Source organism: Kitasatospora sp. MBT63, from assembly GCF_000710465.2.
Lineage (GTDB): Bacteria > Actinomycetota > Actinomycetes > Streptomycetales > Streptomycetaceae > Kitasatospora.
Genome location: NZ_JAIZ01000301.1, coordinates 1 through 19,589 on the forward strand (window position 1 = coordinate 1; position 19,589 = coordinate 19,589).

Annotated in this window: 17 protein-coding genes and 1 pseudogene; 9 read left to right on the plus strand and 9 right to left on the minus strand. The window is 71.7% G+C overall.

The genetic code is table 11. The features are described 5' to 3' along the window. The 3 genes and pseudogenes from AA75_RS18620 to AA75_RS18630 all read right to left on the minus strand — a co-directional run. Positions 1-280 (minus strand): annotated as a pseudogene (locus AA75_RS18620) (hypothetical protein); the annotation flags it as partial. 158 nt (positions 281-438) lie between these two features. Continuing rightward, complete coding sequence (locus tag AA75_RS18625) at positions 439-1,521, minus strand: inositol-3-phosphate synthase (RefSeq protein WP_033821224.1); 1,083 nt, start codon at positions 1,519-1,521, stop codon at positions 439-441. Between the two features lie 148 nt (positions 1,522-1,669). Then, complete coding sequence (locus tag AA75_RS18630; RefSeq protein ID WP_033821225.1) at positions 1,670-2,338, minus strand: PadR family transcriptional regulator; 669 nt, start codon at positions 2,336-2,338, stop codon at positions 1,670-1,672. Positions 2,339-2,738: 400 nt separating this feature from the next. Between AA75_RS18630 and AA75_RS18635 the strand changes: the two genes are divergently transcribed. Together AA75_RS18635 and AA75_RS18640 are read left to right on the plus strand one after the other, a co-directional pair. Next, positions 2,739-5,348 (plus strand): transglycosylase domain-containing protein, encoded by a 2,610-nt coding sequence (locus tag AA75_RS18635; protein ID WP_033821226.1) that lies wholly within the window; start codon positions 2,739-2,741, stop codon positions 5,346-5,348. 129 nt (positions 5,349-5,477) lie between these two features. Further along, the gene (locus AA75_RS18640; protein WP_051812737.1) at positions 5,478-7,043 is read left to right on the plus strand and encodes a glycosyltransferase family 87 protein; all 1,566 of its coding nucleotides are present in this window, start codon (positions 5,478-5,480) and stop codon (positions 7,041-7,043) included. 36 nt (positions 7,044-7,079) lie between these two features. Here the strand turns inward: AA75_RS18640 and AA75_RS18645 are convergent, their stop codons facing one another. The 3 genes from AA75_RS18645 to AA75_RS18655 form a co-directional block, all read right to left on the minus strand. Further along, positions 7,080-8,108, minus strand: coding sequence for an alanine racemase (locus tag AA75_RS18645; RefSeq protein ID WP_033821227.1), 1,029 nt, complete (start codon positions 8,106-8,108; stop codon positions 7,080-7,082). Positions 8,109-8,153: 45 nt separating this feature from the next. Next, positions 8,154-9,272, minus strand: coding sequence for a peptidoglycan bridge formation glycyltransferase FemA/FemB family protein (locus AA75_RS18650; RefSeq protein ID WP_033821228.1), 1,119 nt, complete (start codon positions 9,270-9,272; stop codon positions 8,154-8,156). A 199-nt stretch (positions 9,273-9,471) separates the two neighbouring features. Further along, positions 9,472-9,768 carry a hypothetical protein gene (locus AA75_RS18655; RefSeq protein ID WP_033821229.1) on the minus strand — a complete coding sequence of 99 codons (297 nt, stop codon included), beginning with the start codon at positions 9,766-9,768 and terminating at the stop codon, positions 9,472-9,474. Between the two features lie 327 nt (positions 9,769-10,095). Here AA75_RS18655 and rpsF point away from each other — a divergent pair, with 327 nt between their 5' ends. The 4 genes from rpsF to rplI all read left to right on the plus strand — a co-directional run bounded on the left by rpsF (position 10,096) and on the right by rplI (position 11,917). Continuing rightward, positions 10,096-10,386 (plus strand): 30S ribosomal protein S6, encoded by a 291-nt coding sequence (gene rpsF, locus AA75_RS18660; protein ID WP_033821230.1) that lies wholly within the window; start codon positions 10,096-10,098, stop codon positions 10,384-10,386. Between the two features lie 103 nt (positions 10,387-10,489). After that, complete coding sequence (locus AA75_RS18665; protein WP_033821231.1) at positions 10,490-11,101, plus strand: single-stranded DNA-binding protein; 612 nt, start codon at positions 10,490-10,492, stop codon at positions 11,099-11,101. A 115-nt stretch (positions 11,102-11,216) separates the two neighbouring features. Further along, positions 11,217-11,453 carry a 30S ribosomal protein S18 gene (gene rpsR / locus AA75_RS18670; RefSeq protein WP_033821237.1) on the plus strand — a complete coding sequence of 79 codons (237 nt, stop codon included), beginning with the start codon at positions 11,217-11,219 and terminating at the stop codon, positions 11,451-11,453. A 17-nt stretch (positions 11,454-11,470) separates the two neighbouring features. Next, positions 11,471-11,917, plus strand: a complete 447-nt coding sequence (gene rplI / locus AA75_RS18675; RefSeq protein ID WP_033821232.1) for a 50S ribosomal protein L9 — start codon at positions 11,471-11,473, stop codon at positions 11,915-11,917. Positions 11,918-12,050: 133 nt separating this feature from the next. Here rplI and AA75_RS18680 read toward each other — a convergent pair whose 3' ends face one another. Further along, positions 12,051-13,379, minus strand: coding sequence for an MATE family efflux transporter (locus AA75_RS18680; protein WP_033821233.1), 1,329 nt, complete (start codon positions 13,377-13,379; stop codon positions 12,051-12,053). Positions 13,380-13,956: 577 nt separating this feature from the next. Here AA75_RS18680 and dnaB point away from each other — a divergent pair. Further along, entirely contained in the window at positions 13,957-15,450 is a 1,494-nt protein-coding gene (gene dnaB, locus AA75_RS18685) for a replicative DNA helicase (protein ID WP_051812739.1), read from the plus strand. Positions 15,451-15,481: 31 nt separating this feature from the next. Here the strand turns inward: dnaB and AA75_RS18690 are convergent, their stop codons facing one another. Further along, positions 15,482-16,429, minus strand: coding sequence for an NADP-dependent oxidoreductase (locus AA75_RS18690; protein WP_033821234.1), 948 nt, complete (start codon positions 16,427-16,429; stop codon positions 15,482-15,484). A gap of 137 nt (positions 16,430-16,566) precedes the next feature. Continuing rightward, positions 16,567-17,760 (minus strand): mannose-6-phosphate isomerase, class I, encoded by a 1,194-nt coding sequence (manA, locus tag AA75_RS18695; protein ID WP_033821235.1) that lies wholly within the window; start codon positions 17,758-17,760, stop codon positions 16,567-16,569. A gap of 237 nt (positions 17,761-17,997) precedes the next feature. Between manA and AA75_RS18700 the strand changes: the two genes are divergently transcribed. Next, positions 17,998-18,948 carry an MBL fold metallo-hydrolase gene (locus tag AA75_RS18700; protein ID WP_051812733.1) on the plus strand — a complete coding sequence of 317 codons (951 nt, stop codon included), beginning with the start codon at positions 17,998-18,000 and terminating at the stop codon, positions 18,946-18,948. Positions 18,949-19,013: 65 nt separating this feature from the next. Beyond that, on the plus strand, positions 19,014-19,589 hold a 576-nt coding region (locus tag AA75_RS18705; RefSeq protein WP_035980730.1), incomplete at its 3' end, for a molybdenum cofactor guanylyltransferase.

A 19,589-nucleotide genomic window follows, 5' to 3' on the forward strand; every position in this document is an offset into this window, starting at 1 on the left:
CCCGCCGGCGCCGCCAGCGGTCCAGCATCACCCCGGCGAACGGGCCGACCACCGAGAACGGCAGCAGCATCACGGCGAGCACGGCCGCGATGTCGGCCGGTGAGGACTGCCGCTCCGGGGAGAAGATCACATAAGCGGCCAGCGAGACCTGGAAGACGCCGTCGGACAGCTGGGAGAGCATCCGCACGGTGAGCAGGCGCCGGAAGTCGCGGCCGCGCAGCAGCCTGCCGAGCGAGGTGCGGTGCGTGGTCCGCGGGTGGTCGTGCTCCGTGATCGACACCCGCCCAGGGTGCCATGCCGACGGCCTATGTTTCACGTGAAACATAGGCCGTGGACGCCCGAAGGGGCCCCGGTGGTGGACCGGGACCCCCTCGGGTCACAGAGCGTCGAAGTGCGCTGGCGCTGAGACAGCGCCGGGCCTTCCGCGGAGCCGTCGGCTCAGCGCTCGACCTCGCCGCTGATGAACTTCTCGACGTTCTCGCGGGCCTCGTCGTCGAAGTACTGGACCGGCGGGGACTTCATGAAGTACGAGGACGCGGAGAGGATCGGGCCGCCGATGCCGCGGTCCTTGGCGATCTTCGCGGCGCGCACGGCGTCGATGATGACACCGGCCGAGTTCGGGGAGTCCCAGACCTCGAGCTTGTACTCCAGGTTCAGCGGGACGTCGCCGAACGCGCGGCCCTCGAGGCGGACGTACGCCCACTTGCGGTCGTCGAGCCACGCGACGTAGTCGGACGGGCCGATGTGGACGTTCTTGGCGCCCAGCTCACGGTCGCGGATCTGCGAGGTGACGGCCTGCGTCTTGGAGATCTTCTTGGACTCCAGGCGCTCACGCTCGAGCATGTTCTTGAAGTCCATGTTGCCGCCGACGTTCAGCTGCATGGTGCGCTCGAGGACGACACCGCGGTCCTCGAAGAGCTTCGCCATCACGCGGTGCGTGATGGTGGCGCCGACCTGCGACTTGATGTCGTCACCGACGATCGGCACGCCGGCCTCGGTGAACTTGTCCGCCCACTCCTTGGTGCCGGCGATGAACACCGGGAGGGCGTTCACGAAGGCGACCTTGGCGTCGATGGCGCACTGGGCGTAGAACTTGGCGGCGTCCTCGGAGCCCACCGGCAGGTAGCAGACGAGGACGTCGACCTGGCGGTCCTTGAGGATCTGGACGACGTCGACCGGGGCCTCGTCGGACTCCTCGATGGTCTCCCGGTAGTACTTGCCCAGGCCGTCGAGGGTGTGGCCACGCTGGACGGTGACGCCGGTCGGCGGCACGTCGCAGATCTTGATGGTGTTGTTCTCGCTGTTGCCGATGGCGTCGGCCAGGTCGAAGCCGACCTTCTTGGCGTCGACGTCGAACGCGGCGACGAAGTTCACGTCCTTGACGTGGTAGTCGCCGAACTGCACGTGCATCAGCCCGGGGACCTTGCCGGCCGGGTCGGCGTCCTTGTAGTACTCGACACCCTGCACCAGCGAGGCGGCGCAGTTGCCCACGCCGACGATGGCTACGCGAACCGAACCCATTCCGGTTGCTCCCTGAGATCTCATGAGATCCGCCGTGGATCAGCGGTTCTCGCGTTCAACATCTGTATGACTGTCTTACTTGTCAGACGGGCGCACGAGGCGCCCTCACCTACCGCCTGCGCCGGGCGCGGGCGGTGCAGCGTTCCGGTCAGGAACGCCCCGGGCGGTCGTGCGGTGGCCTCGGCGGGTCCGAGGACCCGGCCTCCTGGCCACGGCCGTCCGAAGTCTGTGGGGTGCCGAGCGGCCCGCCGCGCACGCCGCGGTTGGCCCGCTCGGTCTCGATCAGCTCGTTCAGCCAGCGGACCTCGCGCTCGACCGATTCGAGACCGTGCCGCTGGAGTTCCAGCGTGTAGTCGTCGAAGCGCTCGCGGGTCCGGGCGATGGAGCTGCGCATCCGCTCCAGCCGCTCCTCCAGCCGGCTGCGGCGGCCCTCCAGCACGCGCATCCGCACGGCCTTGTCGGTCCGGCCGAAGAAGGCGAAGTGCACACCGAAGTGCTCGTCCTCCCAGGCGTCCGGCCCGGACTCGGCGAGCAGCTGCTCGAAGCGCTCCTTGCCCTCCGGGGAGAGCCGGTAGACGATCTTCGACCGCTTGCCGTTGAGCGCGGTGGCCGGGACGTACTCGGAGTCCGGGTTGTCCTCGACCAGGAAGCCCTGGGCGACCAGGCTCTTCAGGCAGGGGTACAGCGTGCCGTAGGAGAAGGCGCGGAACGAGCCGAGCAGGACGTTGAGCCGCTTGCGCAGCTCGTAGCCGTGCATCGGGGCGTCGTGCAGCAGGCCGAGAACGGCGAATTCCAGCACTCCGGAGCGCCTGCTCACCCTGCCCGCCTCCTTCCCCGCAGTCGTGGCGGCCGCACGCCGGGGTGGCTTATGCCGTCCCGATGTATCGGCTCGATATATCGAGAACAGTAAACCTGGGTCACGGAACGAGCAAGGGGGCCACGCGTGAAGGTGATCACAAGGTGACCAGAGGGTGGACCGGACTCCCTGCCTCGGGCACGCGCGAGGGGTCCTGGGCAACGGGCATGTAATGATCTGACGACTTTTTGAGGCTATTGACGGCTGATGCCCGATTAGTACGGTTTCAGAGGTGCGTACGCTGTCGCGTGTGCACGAGGACCGCCCCCGAGGAAACACCAGCTCCAGGGGGCACGGTGGTCTCGGCACCGGAGAACCCTGCCTTCAGGTCCGCAGGGCCTGACCGAGGAGTTGCTGAACGATGAGCGAACACCGGCGGAGGTCGTCCAACCCGGGCGACGGGGAGCAGCCTCCGGGCCGTCGGCCGGACGGCCAACGCCCTTACGGCCAGGGCGGCCCGGCCCAGGGCACGCCCCGGTACCGTCCCGGCGGCGGGCCCGACCAGGGCTCCGACGAGCTGCGCTCCGAGGGCATCCGCCGCGGTGCCAGGGAGACCGCCCAGCAGCCCCGGCTGACCCGCGCCGAGATGCGCAAGCAGGGGGCGAAGGGCAGCGGACCGGCAGGTCCGGCGGGTCCGGCCGGCCGCGGTGACAAGGGCGGTCCCGGCAAGCCCGGGAAGAAGCGGTTCATCGACTACCCCCGGTTCGGCAAGAGCGGGTTCCGCCGCTGGGTGCCGTCCTGGAAGCTGGTGCTGAGCCTCTTCCTGATCTTCTTCGGCGGTGGCGTCACCGCCATCGGCGTCGCCTACCAGATGACGCCGATCCCCGACGTCAACAAGCTGGTGCACGATCAGAACAACATCTACTACTGGGCCGACGGCTCGGAGATGACCCGCAAGGGCACCACCAACCGCCAGATCGTCGAGCTCGCCAACATAAGCCGCCCGGCGCAGGACGCGGTGATCGCGGCCGAGAACGAGTCCTTCCGCGATGACAGCGGCGTGGACCCCAAGGGCATCGCCCGTGCCGTCTACAAGATGGCCACCGGCGGTGAGACCCAGGGCGGCTCGACCATCACCCAGCAGTACGTGAAGAACGCCTACCTGAGCCAGGACCAGACCCTGACCCGCAAGGTCAAGGAGTTCTTCATCACCCTGAAGATCAACGGCAAGCTCTCCAAGGACGACATCCTCACCGGCTACCTGAACACCAGCTGGTACGGCCGCGGCGCGACCGGCATCCAGGCCGCCTCGCAGGCCTACTACGGGATCGACGCCAAGGACGTGAACGTCTGCCAGGGCGCGATGCTGGCCGCCCTGCTCAAGGGCGCCGCGGTCTACGACCCGACGCTGAGCGACGGCAACCGCAAGAACATGCAGGAGCGCTGGACCTGGATCCTGTCCCGGATGGTGGCCACCAAGAAGCTCAGCCAGGCCGACAGCGACGCCTGCGGCAAGACCTTCCCGGAGCCGATCGCCCGCAAGGCGCCGGCCAACATGAACGGTGAGGTCTACTACCTGGTCGACACCGTCAACAAGTACCTGACCAGCAAGGACCCGTCGATCACCCAGCAGAAGATCGACCAGGGCGGCTACCAGATCTACACCACCTTCGAGAAGGACAAGGTGGAGCAGCTGAAGAAGGCCGTCGACGACGTGCAGGCCGACTCGCTGAAGCCGGACAAGCGCGAGGCGGACAAGTTCGTCCAGGTCGGTGCCGCCTCGGTGCGGCCGGGCGACGGTGCGATCGTGGCGCTGTACGGCGGGCCCGGCATCGAGAACGGGCACTACTCCAACAACGCGGACTCCACCGGTATCCCGGTCGGCTCGACCTTCAAGCCGTTCGTCCTGGCCACCGCGATGCAGACCGGCGTGCTGACCCAGACCGACGACCAGGGCAAGCCCAAGCGGATCAACAGCGCGTCGAAGTACCTGGCCGACGACAACTCCGAGATCCACAAGTCGGACGGCTCGCTCGCCATCGGCGACGACGGCAAGCCGTACCATCAGCGCAACGACAGCAAGACCAGCCCGGGCTACGTCTCGCTCAAGACGGCGATGCAGTACTCGTACAACGTGCCGTTCGTCCAGCTCGGCCAGGACGTCGGCGGCAAGGCCGTCGAGGACATGGTTCTCAAGCTGGGCCTGCGCAAGGAGAGCCTGGTCGCCAACTCCACCCTGACCTACCCGCTGGGCACCTCGACGCCGAGCTCGATCCGGATGGCCACCGCCTACTCGGTGTTCGCCGCGCGCGGTCAGCAGGCCGACCCGTACTCGGTGAGCAAGCTGACCTACAACGGCACGGCGGTGCCGGCCTTCACCAAGTCGGCGCCCAAGGCGGTGCTCGACCAGGCGGTCGCGGACAACGTCACCGACGTGCTGGAGAACGTGGCCAAGGCCGGTACCGGTAGCAAGACCAACGAGCTCGGCCGCCCGGTGGCCGGCAAGACCGGTACCACCGACGCCGGCACCTCGGCCTGGTGGGTCGGCTACACCCCGCAGCTGACCACCGCGGTCGGCATGTGGCGTGAGGAGCCGGGTACCTCGAAGCTGCTGTCGCTCAACGGCACCGCCGGGCACGCCTCCGTGCACGGTGGTGACTTCCCGACCGACATCTTCACCCGGTACATGAAGGCTGCCCTCAACGGCCAGCCCAAGGTGGACTTCCCGAACCCCGAGCCGATCGGTGAGGAAGTCGACTCCTCCGGTGCGCCGGCCTCGGCCTCCGCCTCGGCCTCGCCGAGCGACTCGCCGTCCGCGGCGGCCCCGACCGATGTCCAGCCGGGCCCGACGGCTGCGCCGTCGACCAGCCCGTCGGCGAGCACGACCACGCCGGACCCGGGTCCGTCCTGCCTGCTCGGGCCGCTCTGCCCGTCGACCGGCCCGACCCGGACCGGGAAGCCGACCGGCACCAAGTCGCCGTCGTCCTCACCGTCGTCGAGCGGCTCACCGAGCGGGCTCCCGATTCCCTGACCCGCTCCACCGGCAGCAGCAGAACGCCGGCGGTCCCGTTCCCGGGGCCGCCGGCGTTCTGCCGTCCGGACGCGGCGTGTTGGGAGGGCAGTCTCCTCGTGGGGCCGTTGGTGCGGCAGTATGTCCGCCATGACGTCGAGCACGCCTGACGAGGCCGCCGGGCCCGCCTCCGCCCCGGCCGCGGCCGAGGGCCCGCAGCCCAACACCGTGGTCGTCCCCGCGGACGAGGATCCGGTGGCGGCCGCCGGCAGTGAACTGCTCGGCGGCCCGCCCGGGCGCCGGGCGCTGCTCGGCACCTCCTGGTGGATCCCGGCCCGATTCCTGGCCCTGGTCGTGATCGCCGTCTACCTGCTCGGGATGGTCCAGAAGCTGCCGTGCTACGACGGCGGCTGGTTCCACGGCGCGACCGCCCAGTACACCCACGCCTGCTACAGCGACGTCCCGCACCTGTACTCGGGCCGCGGCTTCGACCAGGGGCTGCACCCCTACCTGGACAAGCTGCCCTCGCCGTCACCGGACATGCAGTACCTGGAGTACCCGGTGCTCACCGGCCTGTTCATGCAGGTCGCGGCCTGGCTGACCACGCCGGACGGCACGCTGGAGCACCGCGAGCAGTGGTTCTGGACGGTCAACGCGGCGATGCTGCTGATCTGCGTGGTGGTCGCGGTGGTCGCGGTCTCGCGGACCCATCGCCGACGGCCCTGGGACGCGCTGCTGTTCGCGCTGGCCCCCTGCCTGGCGCTGGACGCCACCATCAACTGGGACCTGCTGGCGGTCGCGCTCACCGCGGTCGCGATGGCCTACTGGGCCAACTCCCGCCCCGGCTGGGCCGGTGTCTTCATCGGCCTGGCCACCGCGGCCAAGCTCTACCCGGTCCTGCTGCTCGGCCCGCTGCTGGTGCTCTGCTGGCGGGCCGGCCGCTGGCGGGCCTTCGGGCAGGCGCTCGGCGGCGCGGCGGGCGCCTGGCTGCTGGTCAACCTGCCGGTGTTCATCGCCAACCGGGACGGCTGGGCGACCTTCTACACCTTCAGCCAGACCCGCAAGGAGGACTTCGGCTCGTTCTGGCTGATCCTCATGCAGGACCGCAACCAGCAGCTGTCCACCCTCAACACCTGGATCGGCGCGCTGCTGGTGGCCTGCTGCCTGGGCGTCGGCTGGCTGGCGCTGTCCGCGCCCAGGCGCCCGCGCTTCGCGCAGCTGGCCTTCCTGGTGGTCGCCGCCTTCGTGCTGACCAACAAGGTCTACTCGCCGCAGTACGTGCTCTGGCTGATCCCGCTGGCCGCGCTGGCCCGCCCGCGCTGGCGCGACTTCCTGATCTGGCAGGCCTGCGAGGCGCTGTACTTCCTCGGCGTCTGGTCGTACCTGGCCTTCATCGGCGACGCCAAGCAGCACGGCATCGGCCAGGACTGGTACCACGTGGCGATCGTGCTGCACCTGGCCGGCACGCTCTACCTGTGCTTCATGGTGGTCCGCGACATCCTCCACCCGGACCGCGACCCGGTCCGCTGGGACGGCAGCGACGACCCGTCCGGCGGCGTCCTGGACTTCACCTCCGACGCGTTCGTCCTCGGCACCGCCCGGCGGCTGCGCGAGGAGGAGACGTACGCGCAGTTCGCCCCCGAGGGCGAGCCGGACTGGCTGACCCCGGACGGCGGTCCGGCGGTACACCTGGGGAAGCCGGCCGACACCTCCTGAGCGGCCCGGCGCGCAACGAGCGGCGCCGTCGGCGGCTCAGCGGTCGGCGACCCGGTCGAAGTGGGTCGTGGTGTGACGGACGTTCAGGGCCAGCTCGTCCCCGATCGCCGGGGGCTTGTGGTCGGACGGCAGGAACAGGATCGACACCTGCATGTGCGGCGGCTCCGCGAACCACAGCTGCCGTCCGTCCCAGGCGTACGGGGACAGGGTCCGGTTGACCGTCGCCAGGCCGGCCCGGGCCAGCCCCTTGGCCCGCGGCACCACGCCGTGGACGTACTTGGGGGCCTCCAGTCCCACCCCGTGCGCGGTGCCGCCGGTGACCACCAGCAGGTGGCCGTCGGAGGGGGCCCGGTGCTGGCGGTAGCCGTACCGCTCGCCGCGGCCGACCGGGGTCACGTCCAGCACGGTCGCCACCGCCTGCAGCGCGTCGACGTCGCCGAGCCACAGCCGGGTGCCGATCCGGGAGCGGAAGGCGGTGTCCGGGAACTGCCGCCGCAGCCGGGACACGTCCGCCGCGGCCAGGTGGCTGAGGAAGACCGACGCGGCCGGCAGCCCGGCCGCGGTGATCGCGGTCACCCAGGCGGCGACCTCGGCCACCGGGTCGGAGCCGTCCGGGCGGTCGAGCGGCAGGTGCAGCGCGAAGCCCTCCAGCGCCCGCCCGTCCAGGGCGAGGCGGCCCAGGTCGGCCGGGGCGATGCCGTGCCGGCGCATGGAGGTCATGCACTCCACCACCACCCGGGAGCCGGCCGGCAGCGCGGGCAGCACCTCCGGGTGCGAGACCGTGCGGACCGTCCGGTCCCGCGGTCCCGCCTCCGGTTCGCCGGCCCGCAGCGGGGTGAGCACCAGCAGGTCGCCCGGGAACGCCCCGGCCACCGCGTCCGCCTCCGCGCCGGTGCCGACCGCGAGCAGCGGGACCCCCAGCCGGGCCGCCTCCTCGGCGAGCCGGACGTTCCCGAGGCCGTACCCGTTGCCCTTGGCGACCGGCACCAGGCCGGGGAACTCGGCCAGGACGGACTGCTGGTGGGCCCGCCAGCGGGCGGTCTCCACGGACAACGTGAGGGTCATTCGTGCTCCCCGGGTGGTTCGGTGGTCGGTCAGCCGAGCGGCATGTCAGCGCCGGGACATGTAGAGGTCCAGCGCCTTGTGCAGCAGCTTGTTCAGCGGGAAGTCCCACTCACCCAGGTACTCGGCGGCCTGGCCGCCGGTGCCCAGCTTGAACTGGATCAGCCCGAACAGGTAGTCGTCCTCGTCCAGCGTGTCGCTGATCCCGCGCAGGTCGTAGAGGCTGCCGCCGAGCGCGTAGGCGTCGCGGATCATCCGCCACTGGATCGCATTGGACGGCTTGACCTCGCGCTTGTGGTTGGCGGAGGCGCCGTAGGAGTACCAGACGTGCTCGCCGACGGTCAGCATGGTGGTCGCGGCCAGCGGCTCGCCCTCGTGGTACGCGATGTACAGCCGCATCCGGTCCGGGTCCTCGGCGCTCAGCGCCTTCCACATCCGCTGGAAGTAGGCCAGCGGGCGCGGGGTGAAGTGGTCCCGCTCGGCGGTGACCAGGTACAGCCGGTGGAAGACCGCCAGGTCGTCGTAGCCGCCCTGGACCACCTCGACGCCGCTCTTCTCGGCCTTCTTGATGTTGCGCCGCCAGAGCTGGTTGAAGCCGCGCTGGACGTCGTCCAGCGAGCGGTTGGCCAGCGGCACCTGGAACACGTACCGCGGCTGGACGTCGCCGAAGCCCGCGCCGCCGTCCTCGCCCTGCAGCCAGCCGGCCCTGCGCAGCCGGTCGGCCACCTCGAAGGCGCGCGGCTCGTACCAGTCCGGGTCGACGTCGCGCAGCCGCTTGGCCTCCCGCCCGGCGATCGCCTCCTTGATGGTCGGGGCGTCCCAGCGGCGGATCACCACCGGCGGGCCCATCTTCACCGAGAACGCGCCCTGCGACTTGAGGTGGGCCAGCATCGGCGCCAGCCACCGGTCCAGGTCCTCGTCGAACCAGTCGATCACCGGTCCCTCGGGCAGGTAGGCCAGGTAGCGCTTGAGCTTGGGCAGCTGCCGGTAGAGCACCAGCCCCGCGCCGACCAGCTCGCCGCCCTCGTCGAACCAGCCGAGGCTCTCGGAGCGCCACTCCGCCTTCACGTCGGCCCAGGAGGGTACCTGCATGTGGCTGGCGGAGGGCCGGTTCCGGACGAAGGCGAGGTGCTCCTCGCGGGTGATGGTCCTCAGGCGCAGGCTCATACTCGGGTGCTCCTCCTCGGTGGGCCGTTCCAGGGTTTGACCCTATCGCCCGAATGGTCCGTTTCTGGTGGGGTGCGTCGGACACGACGCGGCCCTCCTTGCGGACCTCTGCAAGGTATCTACGCAAGGAGGGCAACGAAGGTTACGGCGCCGGCGCCGAGTCAGCCGGTGGATCGGAGCTCGGCGGCCGGCGCGCGCCTCACCACATACCGCCGTGGGCGATGCCCAGGTAGAAGCCGATCGCGGACATGCCGAGCGAGATGACCAGCACGAACCGCTCGGCCGTGGTCACCGAGACGAACTGGCCCCACAGGGCGACGGCGATGCCGAACAGGCCGGCCCAGGAGCTGAGCAGGTGCACGCTGTAGAACCAGCAGCTGATGAACGCCACCAGGCCGAGCACGGCGGCGATGCCGACCAGGGTGTTCTCCCGCGGGTGCGGCTGGCCGTCGGTGTTGAGGGTGAACGCGGGCATCCGGTGACCGGTCTGTGCCATGAGGACCCACCTCCGTCGGAGGAGGCACGCCCTCGGTGGGGGCATGCCGTTCTGTCCAGATTGCTGCCGTATGGCGCGGATCACAACCCCTGCGTGTCCGGTCCCCGGGAGGTGGGCGTTTGGTTGGGCCGTCCGGGGCCAGGTAGGCTGTGCGGTCTGCACTGGTGTAGTTGTGCCCTTTCATGCCCGTTCGCGGGGATGAGGGGCCGGATTGTCGGACCCCCTCGCTACGGTGGGGCGGTCGGTCACTCCTCCGGTGCCGACGCTGCACAACCCTCCTGCCACGGAGAGACCGTGGCCGTTGAGTCCAAAGGAGGTGGGTTTCACATGCGTCACTACGAGCTGATGGTCATCCTCGACCCCTCGGTCGAGGAGCGTGCCGTCTCCCCCCTGATCGAGAACTTCCTCAACGTCGTCCGCACCGCGGGCGGCAAGGTGGAGAAGATCGACACCTGGGGCCGGCGCCGTCTGGCTTACGAGATCAACAAGCAGTCCGAGGGCATCTACTCGGTCATCGACCTGAAGGCCACGCCTGAGGTCGTCAAGGAGCTCGACCGTCAGCTGAGCCTGAGCGAGTCGGTTCTGCGGACCAAGGTCCTGCGCCCGGACACCCACTGAGCCACCTCTGACGCCTCCGGGCGCCAGATGGTTCACGTCCGATGTTTCACGTGAAACATCGTGACGAGCACCGCAGAACTCCGTTCCGAGAGGTCACCACACCATGGCAGGCGAGACCGTCATCACCCTCGTCGGCAATCTCGTCGACGACCCCGAGCTGCGCTTCACCCCGTCGGGTGCGGCGGTCGCGAAGTTCCGTATCGCGTCCACCCCGCGCACTTTCGACCGTCAGACGAACGAGTGGAAGGACGGCGAGAGCCTCTTCCTCACGTGCAACGTCTGGCGTCAGCCGGCGGAGAACGTGGCCGAGTCGCTGCAGCGCGGCATGCGCGTGATCGTGCAGGGCCGACTGCGCCAGCGGTCTTACGAGACCAAGGAAGGCGAGAAGCGGACGGTCTTCGAGGTCGAGGTCGACGAGGTCGGCCCGAGCCTGCGCTCGGCCACCGCCAAGGTCACCCGCGCCAACCGCTCCGGCGGCCCCGGCGGTCAGGGTGGTTCCGGCGGCGGCTACGGCGGCCAGCAGGGCGGCGGCGGGTACGGCGGCGGCAACCAGGGTGGCGGTGGCTGGGGTGGAAACTCCGGCGGCGGCCAGTCCGGCCCGTCCGACGACCCCTGGGCGTCCAGCGCTCCCTCTGGTGGAAACCAGGGCGGCGGCGGTGGCGGCGGCTGGGGAGCCCCGTCCGGTGGCGGCTTCTCGGAAGAGCCTCCGTTCTAAGCGGTACTGAAGCGGTGCGCGCCGGGTCCCTCGGGGCCCAGGCATGCTGAGAGATTTCGTGCGGTCCGCCGGTGTTTTTGCAGGCACCCGGACCGTCAACCAAATGGAGCACATGATGGCGAAGCCGCCTGCTCGCAAGCCGAAGAAGAAGGTTTGCGTCTTCTGCAAGGACAAGGTCACGTACGTCGACTACAAGGACACCAACCTGCTGCGGAAGTTCATTTCCGACCGCGGGAAGATCCGTGCCCGTCGAGTGACCGGCAACTGCACCCAGCACCAGCGTGACGTCGCCACGGCCGTGAAGAACAGCCGTGAGATGGCGCTGCTGCCCTACACCTCCACCACGCGCTAAGAGAGGGTGACCGAAGAATGAAGATCATCCTCACTCACGAGGTCCCCGGTCTCGGCAGCGCCGGCGAGGTCGTCGAGGTCAAGGACGGGTACGCCCGTAACTTCCTGGTTCCGCGTGGCTTCGCCATCCGCTGGACCAAGGGTGGCCAGAAGGACGTCGACGCGATCCGTCGCGCCCGCAAGATCCACTCGATCCAGACCCTCGAGGCCGCCAACGAGGTCAAGGCCAAGCTCGAGGGCCTGCAGATCAAGCTGGCCGTCCGCTCGGGCGACGCCGGCCGTCTGTTCGGCTCGGTGACCCAGGCCGACGTCGTCGACGCCATCAAGGCCGCCGACGGCCCGGTCGTGGACAAGCGCGCCGTCGCGATCGCCTCGCCGATCAAGACCGTGGGCACCCACAAGGTCTCGGTCAAGCTGCACAGCGACGTCCAGGCCAACCTCGACGTCAACGTCGTGGCTGCCTGAACGGCCCAGCGCCAGTGAGGTGAGCGGCGGCTCCCCGGAGCCGCCGCCACCGAAGCCCGAGGGCCGGACCCCTTCTCGGAGGGGTCCGGCCCTCGGTGCGTCCGCACCCGGCCGCTGAGCCGCGCGCCGGGCGTCAGGCCCGGACGGCTCCGGTGACCAGCCAGCCGCCGCCGCGCACCCGCAGGACCAGGAAGGCGGCGCGGACCAGCATGAACAGGTTCATCGCCCACCACAGCGAGGTCAGCCCGCCGCCCAGGGCCGGTACCGCCAGCGCCACCGGGGCGAACACCGCGAGGGTCACCGCGGCCGCGCCGGCCAGGTAGCGGCCGTCCCCGGCGCCCATCAGCACCCCGTCCAGGACGAAGACCACGCCCCCGACCGGCTGGGTGAGCGCCGCCAGCACCAGCACCAGGGTCAGCTGGTGGCGGACCGCCGGGTCGGCGGTGAACAGCGGCACGTACAGCGGTGCGGCCACGGCCATCAGCAGTCCGAGCAGCGCGCCCGAGCCGATGCCCCACTCGACCATCCTGCGGGTGGCCGCCCGGGTGCCGGGGACGTCCCCCGCACCCAGGTAACGGCCGATGATCGCCTGGCCGGCGATGGCGATGGCGTCCAGGGCGAAGGCCAGGAAGGTCCACACCGTCATGGCGATCTGGTGCGCGGCGACCTCGGTGTCGCCCAGTGTGGCGGCCACCGCGGTGGCGATCAGCAGCACGCCGCGCAGGCTCACGGTCCTGACCAGCAGCGGGCCGCCGGCCTTGGCGCAGGCCCGGATGCCGGCCCGGTCGGGCCGCAGTCCGGCGCCCTCGCGGCGGGCGCCGCGGACCACCACCAGCAGGTAGGCGGCGGCCATCGCGTTCTGCGCGATGACGGTGCCCCAGGCCGAGCCCGCCACCCCGAGCCCGGCGCCGTACACCAGTCCGAGGTTGAGCAGGATGTTGGCGGTGAACCCGCCGACCGCCACCACCAGCGGGGTCCTGGTGTCCTGCAGTCCCCGCAGCACTCCGGTGGCCGCCAGCACCATCAGCATCGCGGGGATGCCCAGGGCGCTGATCCGCAGGTAGCTCACCGCGTACGGGGCGGCGGTCGGCGAGGCCCCCAGTGCCTCTGCGGCCTGCGGGGCGAGTGCCAGGGTGAGCGCCACCATGCCCACCGAGAGCAGCAGGGCCAGCCAGATGCCGTCGACGCCCTGCTGGACGGCGGCCCGGCGGTCGCCGGCGCCGATCCGCCGGGCGACCGCCGCGGTGGTGGCGTACGCCAGGAACACGAAGACCCCGGTCGCGGTGGTCAGCGCGGCCGAGGCCACGCCCAGCCCGGCCAGCTGGGCGGTGCCGAGGTGGCCGACGATCGCGGAGTCGGCCAGCAGGAAGAGCGGCTCGGCGACCAGCGCGCCGAACGCGGGGACCGCCAGCGTGAGGATCTCGCGGTCGTGCCCGCGACGGTGGGCGGTGGGGGTGGTCATGGGGTCAGCCTACTCATCCACAGGTAAGTGATGAATATGGCCTTGACCACTTACTCGAAATCCGGAGCGACGAGCCGCGGACGGTGTGGACGGCCGGCTCCGCGGCGACTGCACGGTGTGTGTGAAGTTTTTCTCATGCACAGCCCCCGTAAGGGGTTATCGCAGGTCAGCGAGTTGACACCGGGGCGATCGTGTGGTTATCCACAGAGGTGTCCACAGGGTTGCCCACAGGTTTGGGCGGGTTCTCCACAGGAGTGGTCCGGTTATCCACATGGCCTGTGGATAACCATGTTGGCCGATCGCCCGCGGGCCCCGTAGCGTGGACGCCGCCCCGACTCCACCTGCCCGGCGACACCGCCCGGCCCGGAGCGGAAGTGTCGGCCCGCTGGCGTAAGAAGGACAGGACGCGCCACCGGCACGGCAGCACCAACTCGCTCCACACTCGCTGATCGGGGAAAGACGCGTGACCGGCCCCCAGTACGACGACCACGACGTGCCGCCGCCGCCGGAGGACGACTGGCAGCCCTCCGACGACGCCTTCCCCGGCGACCCCTTCCCCGACGTCCCCGGCGACCGCCTGCCGGTCTCCCGGCAGCGCCGGGACGGCGGCGGCGCGCCCGGCACCCCGGGCGGCTCCCGGGGGGGCTTCCAGGGCGGCAAGGGCGGAAAGGGTGGCGAGGTGGCCCGTCGGGGCCGTGACGAGGCCGACCGCGCCGAGGAGCGCTCCGCCGGTGGCGACGGCTTCGAGCGGGTGCCCCCGCAGGACCTCGCCGCCGAGCAGTCCGTCCTCGGCGGCATGCTGCTGTCCAAGGACGCCATCGCCGACGTGGTCGAGGTGCTCAAGCCGGCCGACTACTACCGGCCGGCCCACGAACTGATCCACGGCGCCATCCTCGACCTCTACGCCCGCGGCGAGCCCGCCGACCCGATCACCGTCGCGGGTGAGCTGACCAAGCGCGGCGAGCTCACCCGGGTCGGCGGCCCCGGCTACCTGCACACGCTGGTCAACTCCGTCCCCACCGCGGCCAACGCCGAGTACTACGCGGAGATCGTCCACGAGCGTGCCGTCCTGCGGCGCCTGGTCGAGGCGGGCACCCGGATCGCGGGCATGGGCTACGCCGCCGAGGGCGACGTCGACGAGATCGTGAACGCGGCCCAGGCCGAGATCTACGCCGTCACCGAGCAGCGCACCAACGAGGACTACGCCCCGCTCGCCGACATCATGGAGGGCGCCCTCGACGAGATCGAGGCGATCGGCTCCCGGGCCGGTCAGATGTCCGGCGTACCGACCGGCTTCGCCGACCTCGACTCGCTGACCAACGGGCTGCACCCCGGCCAGATGATCGTCATCGCGGCCCGGCCCGCGATGGGTAAGTCCACCCTGGCGCTGGACTTCGCGCGGGCCTGCTCGATCCACAACAACCTGCCGAGCGTGATCTTCTCGCTCGAAATGGGGCGCAACGAGATCGCCATGCGCCTGCTGTCGGCCGAGGCCCGGGTCGCGCTGCACCACATGCGCTCCGGCAACATGACCGACGAGGACTGGACCAGGGTCGCCCGCCGGATGCCGGACGTCACCAACGCGCCGCTGTACATCGACGATTCGCCGAACCTGTCGATGATGGAGATCCGCGCCAAGTGCCGCCGGCTCAAGCAGCGCCAGGACCTGAAGCTGGTCGTCATCGACTACCTCCAGCTGATGCAGTCCGGCGGCTCGCGGCGGGCCGAGAGCCGCCAGCAGGAGGTCTCCGACATGTCCCGGAACCTGAAGCTGCTGGCCAAGGAGCTAGAACTCCCGGTGATCGCGCTCTCCCAGCTGAACCGTGGTCCCGAGCAGCGCACCGACAAGAAGCCGATGGTCTCCGACCTGCGTGAATCCGGCTCGATCGAGCAGGACGCCGACATGGTCATCCTGCTGCACCGCGAGGACGCCTACGAGAAGGAGTCCCCCCGCGCGGGCGAGGCCGACCTGATCGTCGCCAAGCACCGTAACGGCCCCACGGCCACCATCACGGTCGCCTTCCAGGGCCACTACTCCCGCTTCGTCGACATGACCCGGGACGTCACCTGACCCGCGGCGCAGGACCGGCCCCGCGGCGGGGTCACACCGTGAGGACGACGGCGCCCCGGACACCGCCCCGGGCCGCGTGGGCGTGGGCTGCCGCGACCTGGTCGAGCGGGTAGGCGGCGGCGATCCTCGTGGTGAGGGCCCCGCCCTCGGCGAGCTCGGCGAGTTCGGCGAGCCCGCCGCCGTCCGGCCGGACGTCCACCACGTGCACCCGGATGCCGCGCTCGGGCGCGGGCGCGGCCGGCGGGCGGACGGCGAGAAAGAGGCCGTCGGCGCGGACCGCCGCGAGCAGCGGTGCGCCGGTGAGCGCGGTGTCGAGGACGGCGTCGACGCCCGCGGGGACCAGCTCCCGGACGGCCGCCGCGGTGTCGGCGCCGTCCTCTGCGCCCTCGACGAACTCGGCTCCGAGGGCGAGCAGTTGGCCGCGGTCGCCGGCCCGGGCGACCGCGATCACCCGCAGGCCGCGGTGCAGGGCGAGCTGGGTGGCGAAGTGCCCGACGCCGCCGGCCGCGCCGGTGACCAGCAGCGTGCCGCCCTCGCGCAGGCCGATGGTGTCGGCGGCGGTGTCGAGCGCCTGGAGCGCGGTGAGCCCGTTGAGCGGAAGGGTCACGGCCTCGGCGGCGGTCAGCCCGGCCGGCGCGGGGGCGACGGCGTCGGCGGGCAGGACCGCCTGGTCGCCGTGGGTGCCGTTGCGGCTGGCGAACCAGTGGATCAGCCCGATCACCCGGTCGCCCGGCCGCACGCTCTCGACGCCCGCGCCGACGGCGTCGACCACCCCGGCGGTGTCCCAGCCGAGCCGGTAGGCGCTCTGCTCGGGCAGCAGCGCGGCGAGGTGGCCGGCCCGGACGGCGAGGTCGGCGGGGTGCACGGCGAGCGCCTCGTTGCGGATCCGGACCTGGCCCGGACCGGGGACCGGCAGGTCGGTCCGCGCGATCCGGGCCTGCTCCGGCCCGCCGAACGTGGTGACGAGGACTGCGCGCATCGGTGCGCTCCTTCTCCCTGGGTGCTTCCTGGTGACGTGTTCGAGACTGTCACCGGCGCGCGGGGGGCAGGAGAGGCGTCTTCAGCCTGGGATCGCCGGTCCCGGGCAGGCGCACCCGCAGGGGTCGGGGTGGTGGCTCAGAGGGTGACGGTGGCGCGGAAGACCTCCGCGCCGGGGCCGGTCAGCTCGGTGTCCGTGCCGGTGGCGGGGAGGAAGGCGGACTCGCCCCGGGCGAGGGTCAGGACCGTGCCGTCGGCCGCGGTCAGGCGGGCGGCGCCGGAGGTGCACAGCAGGATCTGCGGGGCGCCTCCGTCGAGCCGCCGGGGTTCGGCGTCGAGGGTGTAGCGGGAGAAGCGGAACTCGTCGATCGGCACGGGGTAGTGGCGCTCGCCGTCGGGGCCGGGCCCGGGGCTCAGGACCTGCGGCCGTTCGGCCCGGAACTCGACCACCCGCAGCAGCTCCGGCACGTCCACGTGCTTGGGGGTGAGGCCGCAGCGGAGCACGTTGTCGGAGTTGGCCATCAGCTCGACGCCGGTGCCGCGCAGGTAGGCGTGCGGGACGCCGGCGCCCAGGTAGAGCGCCTCGCCGGGCCGCAGCACGACGTGGTTGAGCAGCAGCGCGGCCAGCAGGCCGGTGTCGCCGGGGTGGTTGCGGGCGGCGAAGGCGTACCCGGCCATGGCACCGCCGGGGTCCTGCGCGGCGGCGGCCGTGACGGCGTCGGCGACGTCCGCGACCAGGGCGTCGGCGGCGGCGCCGGTCATGGTCAGGACGGTGGCGAGGGTGCTGCTCAGGGCCTCGGCCTCGGGCTTGCCGCGCAGGGTCTCGATCAGCGGGTCCAGCGCGGGGACGCCCAGCGAGGCCATCAGGTCGGCCGCCTCGGCGGGCCGGCGGAAACCGCAGAGTCCTTCGAACTCGTCCAGGGCGCAGATGAGTTCGGGCTTGTGGTTGGCGTCCTTGTAGTTCCGCTCGGGGGCGTCCAGCGGGATCCGGCGGCGCTCCTCGTCGGCGAAGCCGGCCCGGGCCTGGGCGAGGGTGGGGTGCGCCTGCATGGACAGCGGGATGCCGGCGGCCAGCACCTTGAAGAGGAACGGCAGGGTGGGGCCGAACTTGGCGACCGCCGCGGCGCCGAGTTCGCCGGCCGGGTCGGCGGCGATCACCTCGGTCAGCGGGCGGGGGCCGTCACCACGGTCGACCAGCGACGGCGAGCCGGGGTGGGCACCCATCCAGAGCTCGGCCTGCGGCGCACCGGTGGGCTCCTGGCCGAGCAGGTCGGGAATGGCGGTGGCCGATCCCCAGGCGTAGGGGCGGACCGAGTTGCGGAGCCTGTCCATGGTGGTGTTCCCGATCCGTCCTCTGCCGGAGCCCGTTCCAGCCGCTCGGCCGGTCACCGCGCCTGCTGGGCCGGTGAGCGTCAGACTCTAGCCCAGCCCGGCGTACGCGTGGTGGCGGGTGGCCCGGCGCCGGGACCCACCCGCCCGGGCGCGCCTAACCGGCATTCCCGGCGGCTTCCTCCCAAGCTGGTAGCGCACGGGGCCGCGCGGGCCCGCCGCGCCGACCAGGGAGCCGAAGTGACGCCGTCACCGCCCGAGGGGACCGCCGGACCGGGCCGAGCGGACCACGGACAGCCACCGGTCCGGCTGCTCGAGGTCGACGTCTTCACCGGTCCGGAGACCGCCTTCTTCGCCACCTCCAGCCTGATCATGGGTGAGCGCTCCGCCATCCTGGTCGACGCCCAGCTCACCCGGACCGCGGGGCGCGAGCTGGCCGAGTGGGTGGCCGGCAAGAACCGCCAGCTGCTGGCGATCGTGGTGACCCACCAGCACCCGGACCACTACTTCGGGGCGGAGGAGGTGCTGCGGCTGTTCCCGTCCGCGCAGCTGCTGGCCGCCCCGTCGGTGGTGGCGGGGATCGCGCACACCGCGGCCGCCAAGGTCGCCCAGTGGAAGCCGGTGTACGGCGCCGACATCCCGGACCAGCCGCTGGTCCCGGCCCCGCTGCTGCCGCAGCCGCTGATGATCGACCGCCAGCTGATCAGGGTGCTGCCGCTCGGCCAGGGCGACTGCGACGGCTCCACCGCGGTGCACGTCCCCAGCATCGGCACGGTGATCGCCGGTGACTTCGCCTACAACGGCACCCACGTCTGGACCGCCGACACCGACCCCGGTCAGCGGGCCCGGTGGGTGGCGAACCTGGACCGGATCGCCGAACTCGGCGTGGTCCGGGTGGTGGCCGGTCACCGGGCGCCCGGCGCGGACGACGACGCGCAGCGGGTGCTCGGCTTCACCGCCGGGTACCTGCGCGACTTCGACCTGGCGCTCGCCGCGCACCCGCACGACGCCGAGGCGCTGGCCGCCGCCGTCAACGAGCGCTACGGCGGGCTGACGCTGCCCGTGATGCTGGAGCTCGGCGCGGCGGCGGCCACCGCGCCCCGGACGGCCGAGCTGCGGCGGCTGGAACCGCACGAGCACGAGCCGGACCAGGACGGGATCGTCGACGCGGAGATCGTCGAGGACCCGTGAGCCCGGAGCCGTGAGCCCGGAGCCGGGCCCCGCCGGGCAGGCCGCGGGCGGACGATACTGGGCGCATGACGACTGGGGACGGGGCTCCCGGGCCCGCGGCCGGGTACGACGCGGTGGTGCTGGCCGGTGGCGCGGCGGCCCGGCTGGGCGGGGCGGACAAGCCGGGGCTGACGGTCGGCGGCCGCAGTCTGCTGGACCGGGTGGTGGCGGCGTGCGAGGGGGCGGACCGGATCGTGGTGGTCGGCCCCCAGCGGGCGACCGCGGGGGTGCGGTGGGCCCGGGAGGAGCCGCCGGGCGGCGGGCCGGTGGCGGCCGTGGCCGCCGGGCTGGCGCAGGTCACCGCGGACCGGGTGCTGCTGCTCGCCGCCGACCTGCCGTTCCTGGACCGCCGCACGCTGGAGCGCCTGCTCGCCGCCCTGGACGACCCAGCTCCGGACAACCCCGCCCTTGACGACCCCGCCCTTGACGACCCCGCTCCGGGCGACCCGGCACCGGACGGCCCGGCACCGGACGGCCCGGCCGGGGAGCACCCCCGCGCCGAGGCCGCACTGCTGGTCGACGCGGCCGGCCGGGAGCAGCCGCTGACCGCCGCGTACCGGACGGCGGCGCTGCGCCGCGCCCTGGCCGGGCTGGGCGATCCC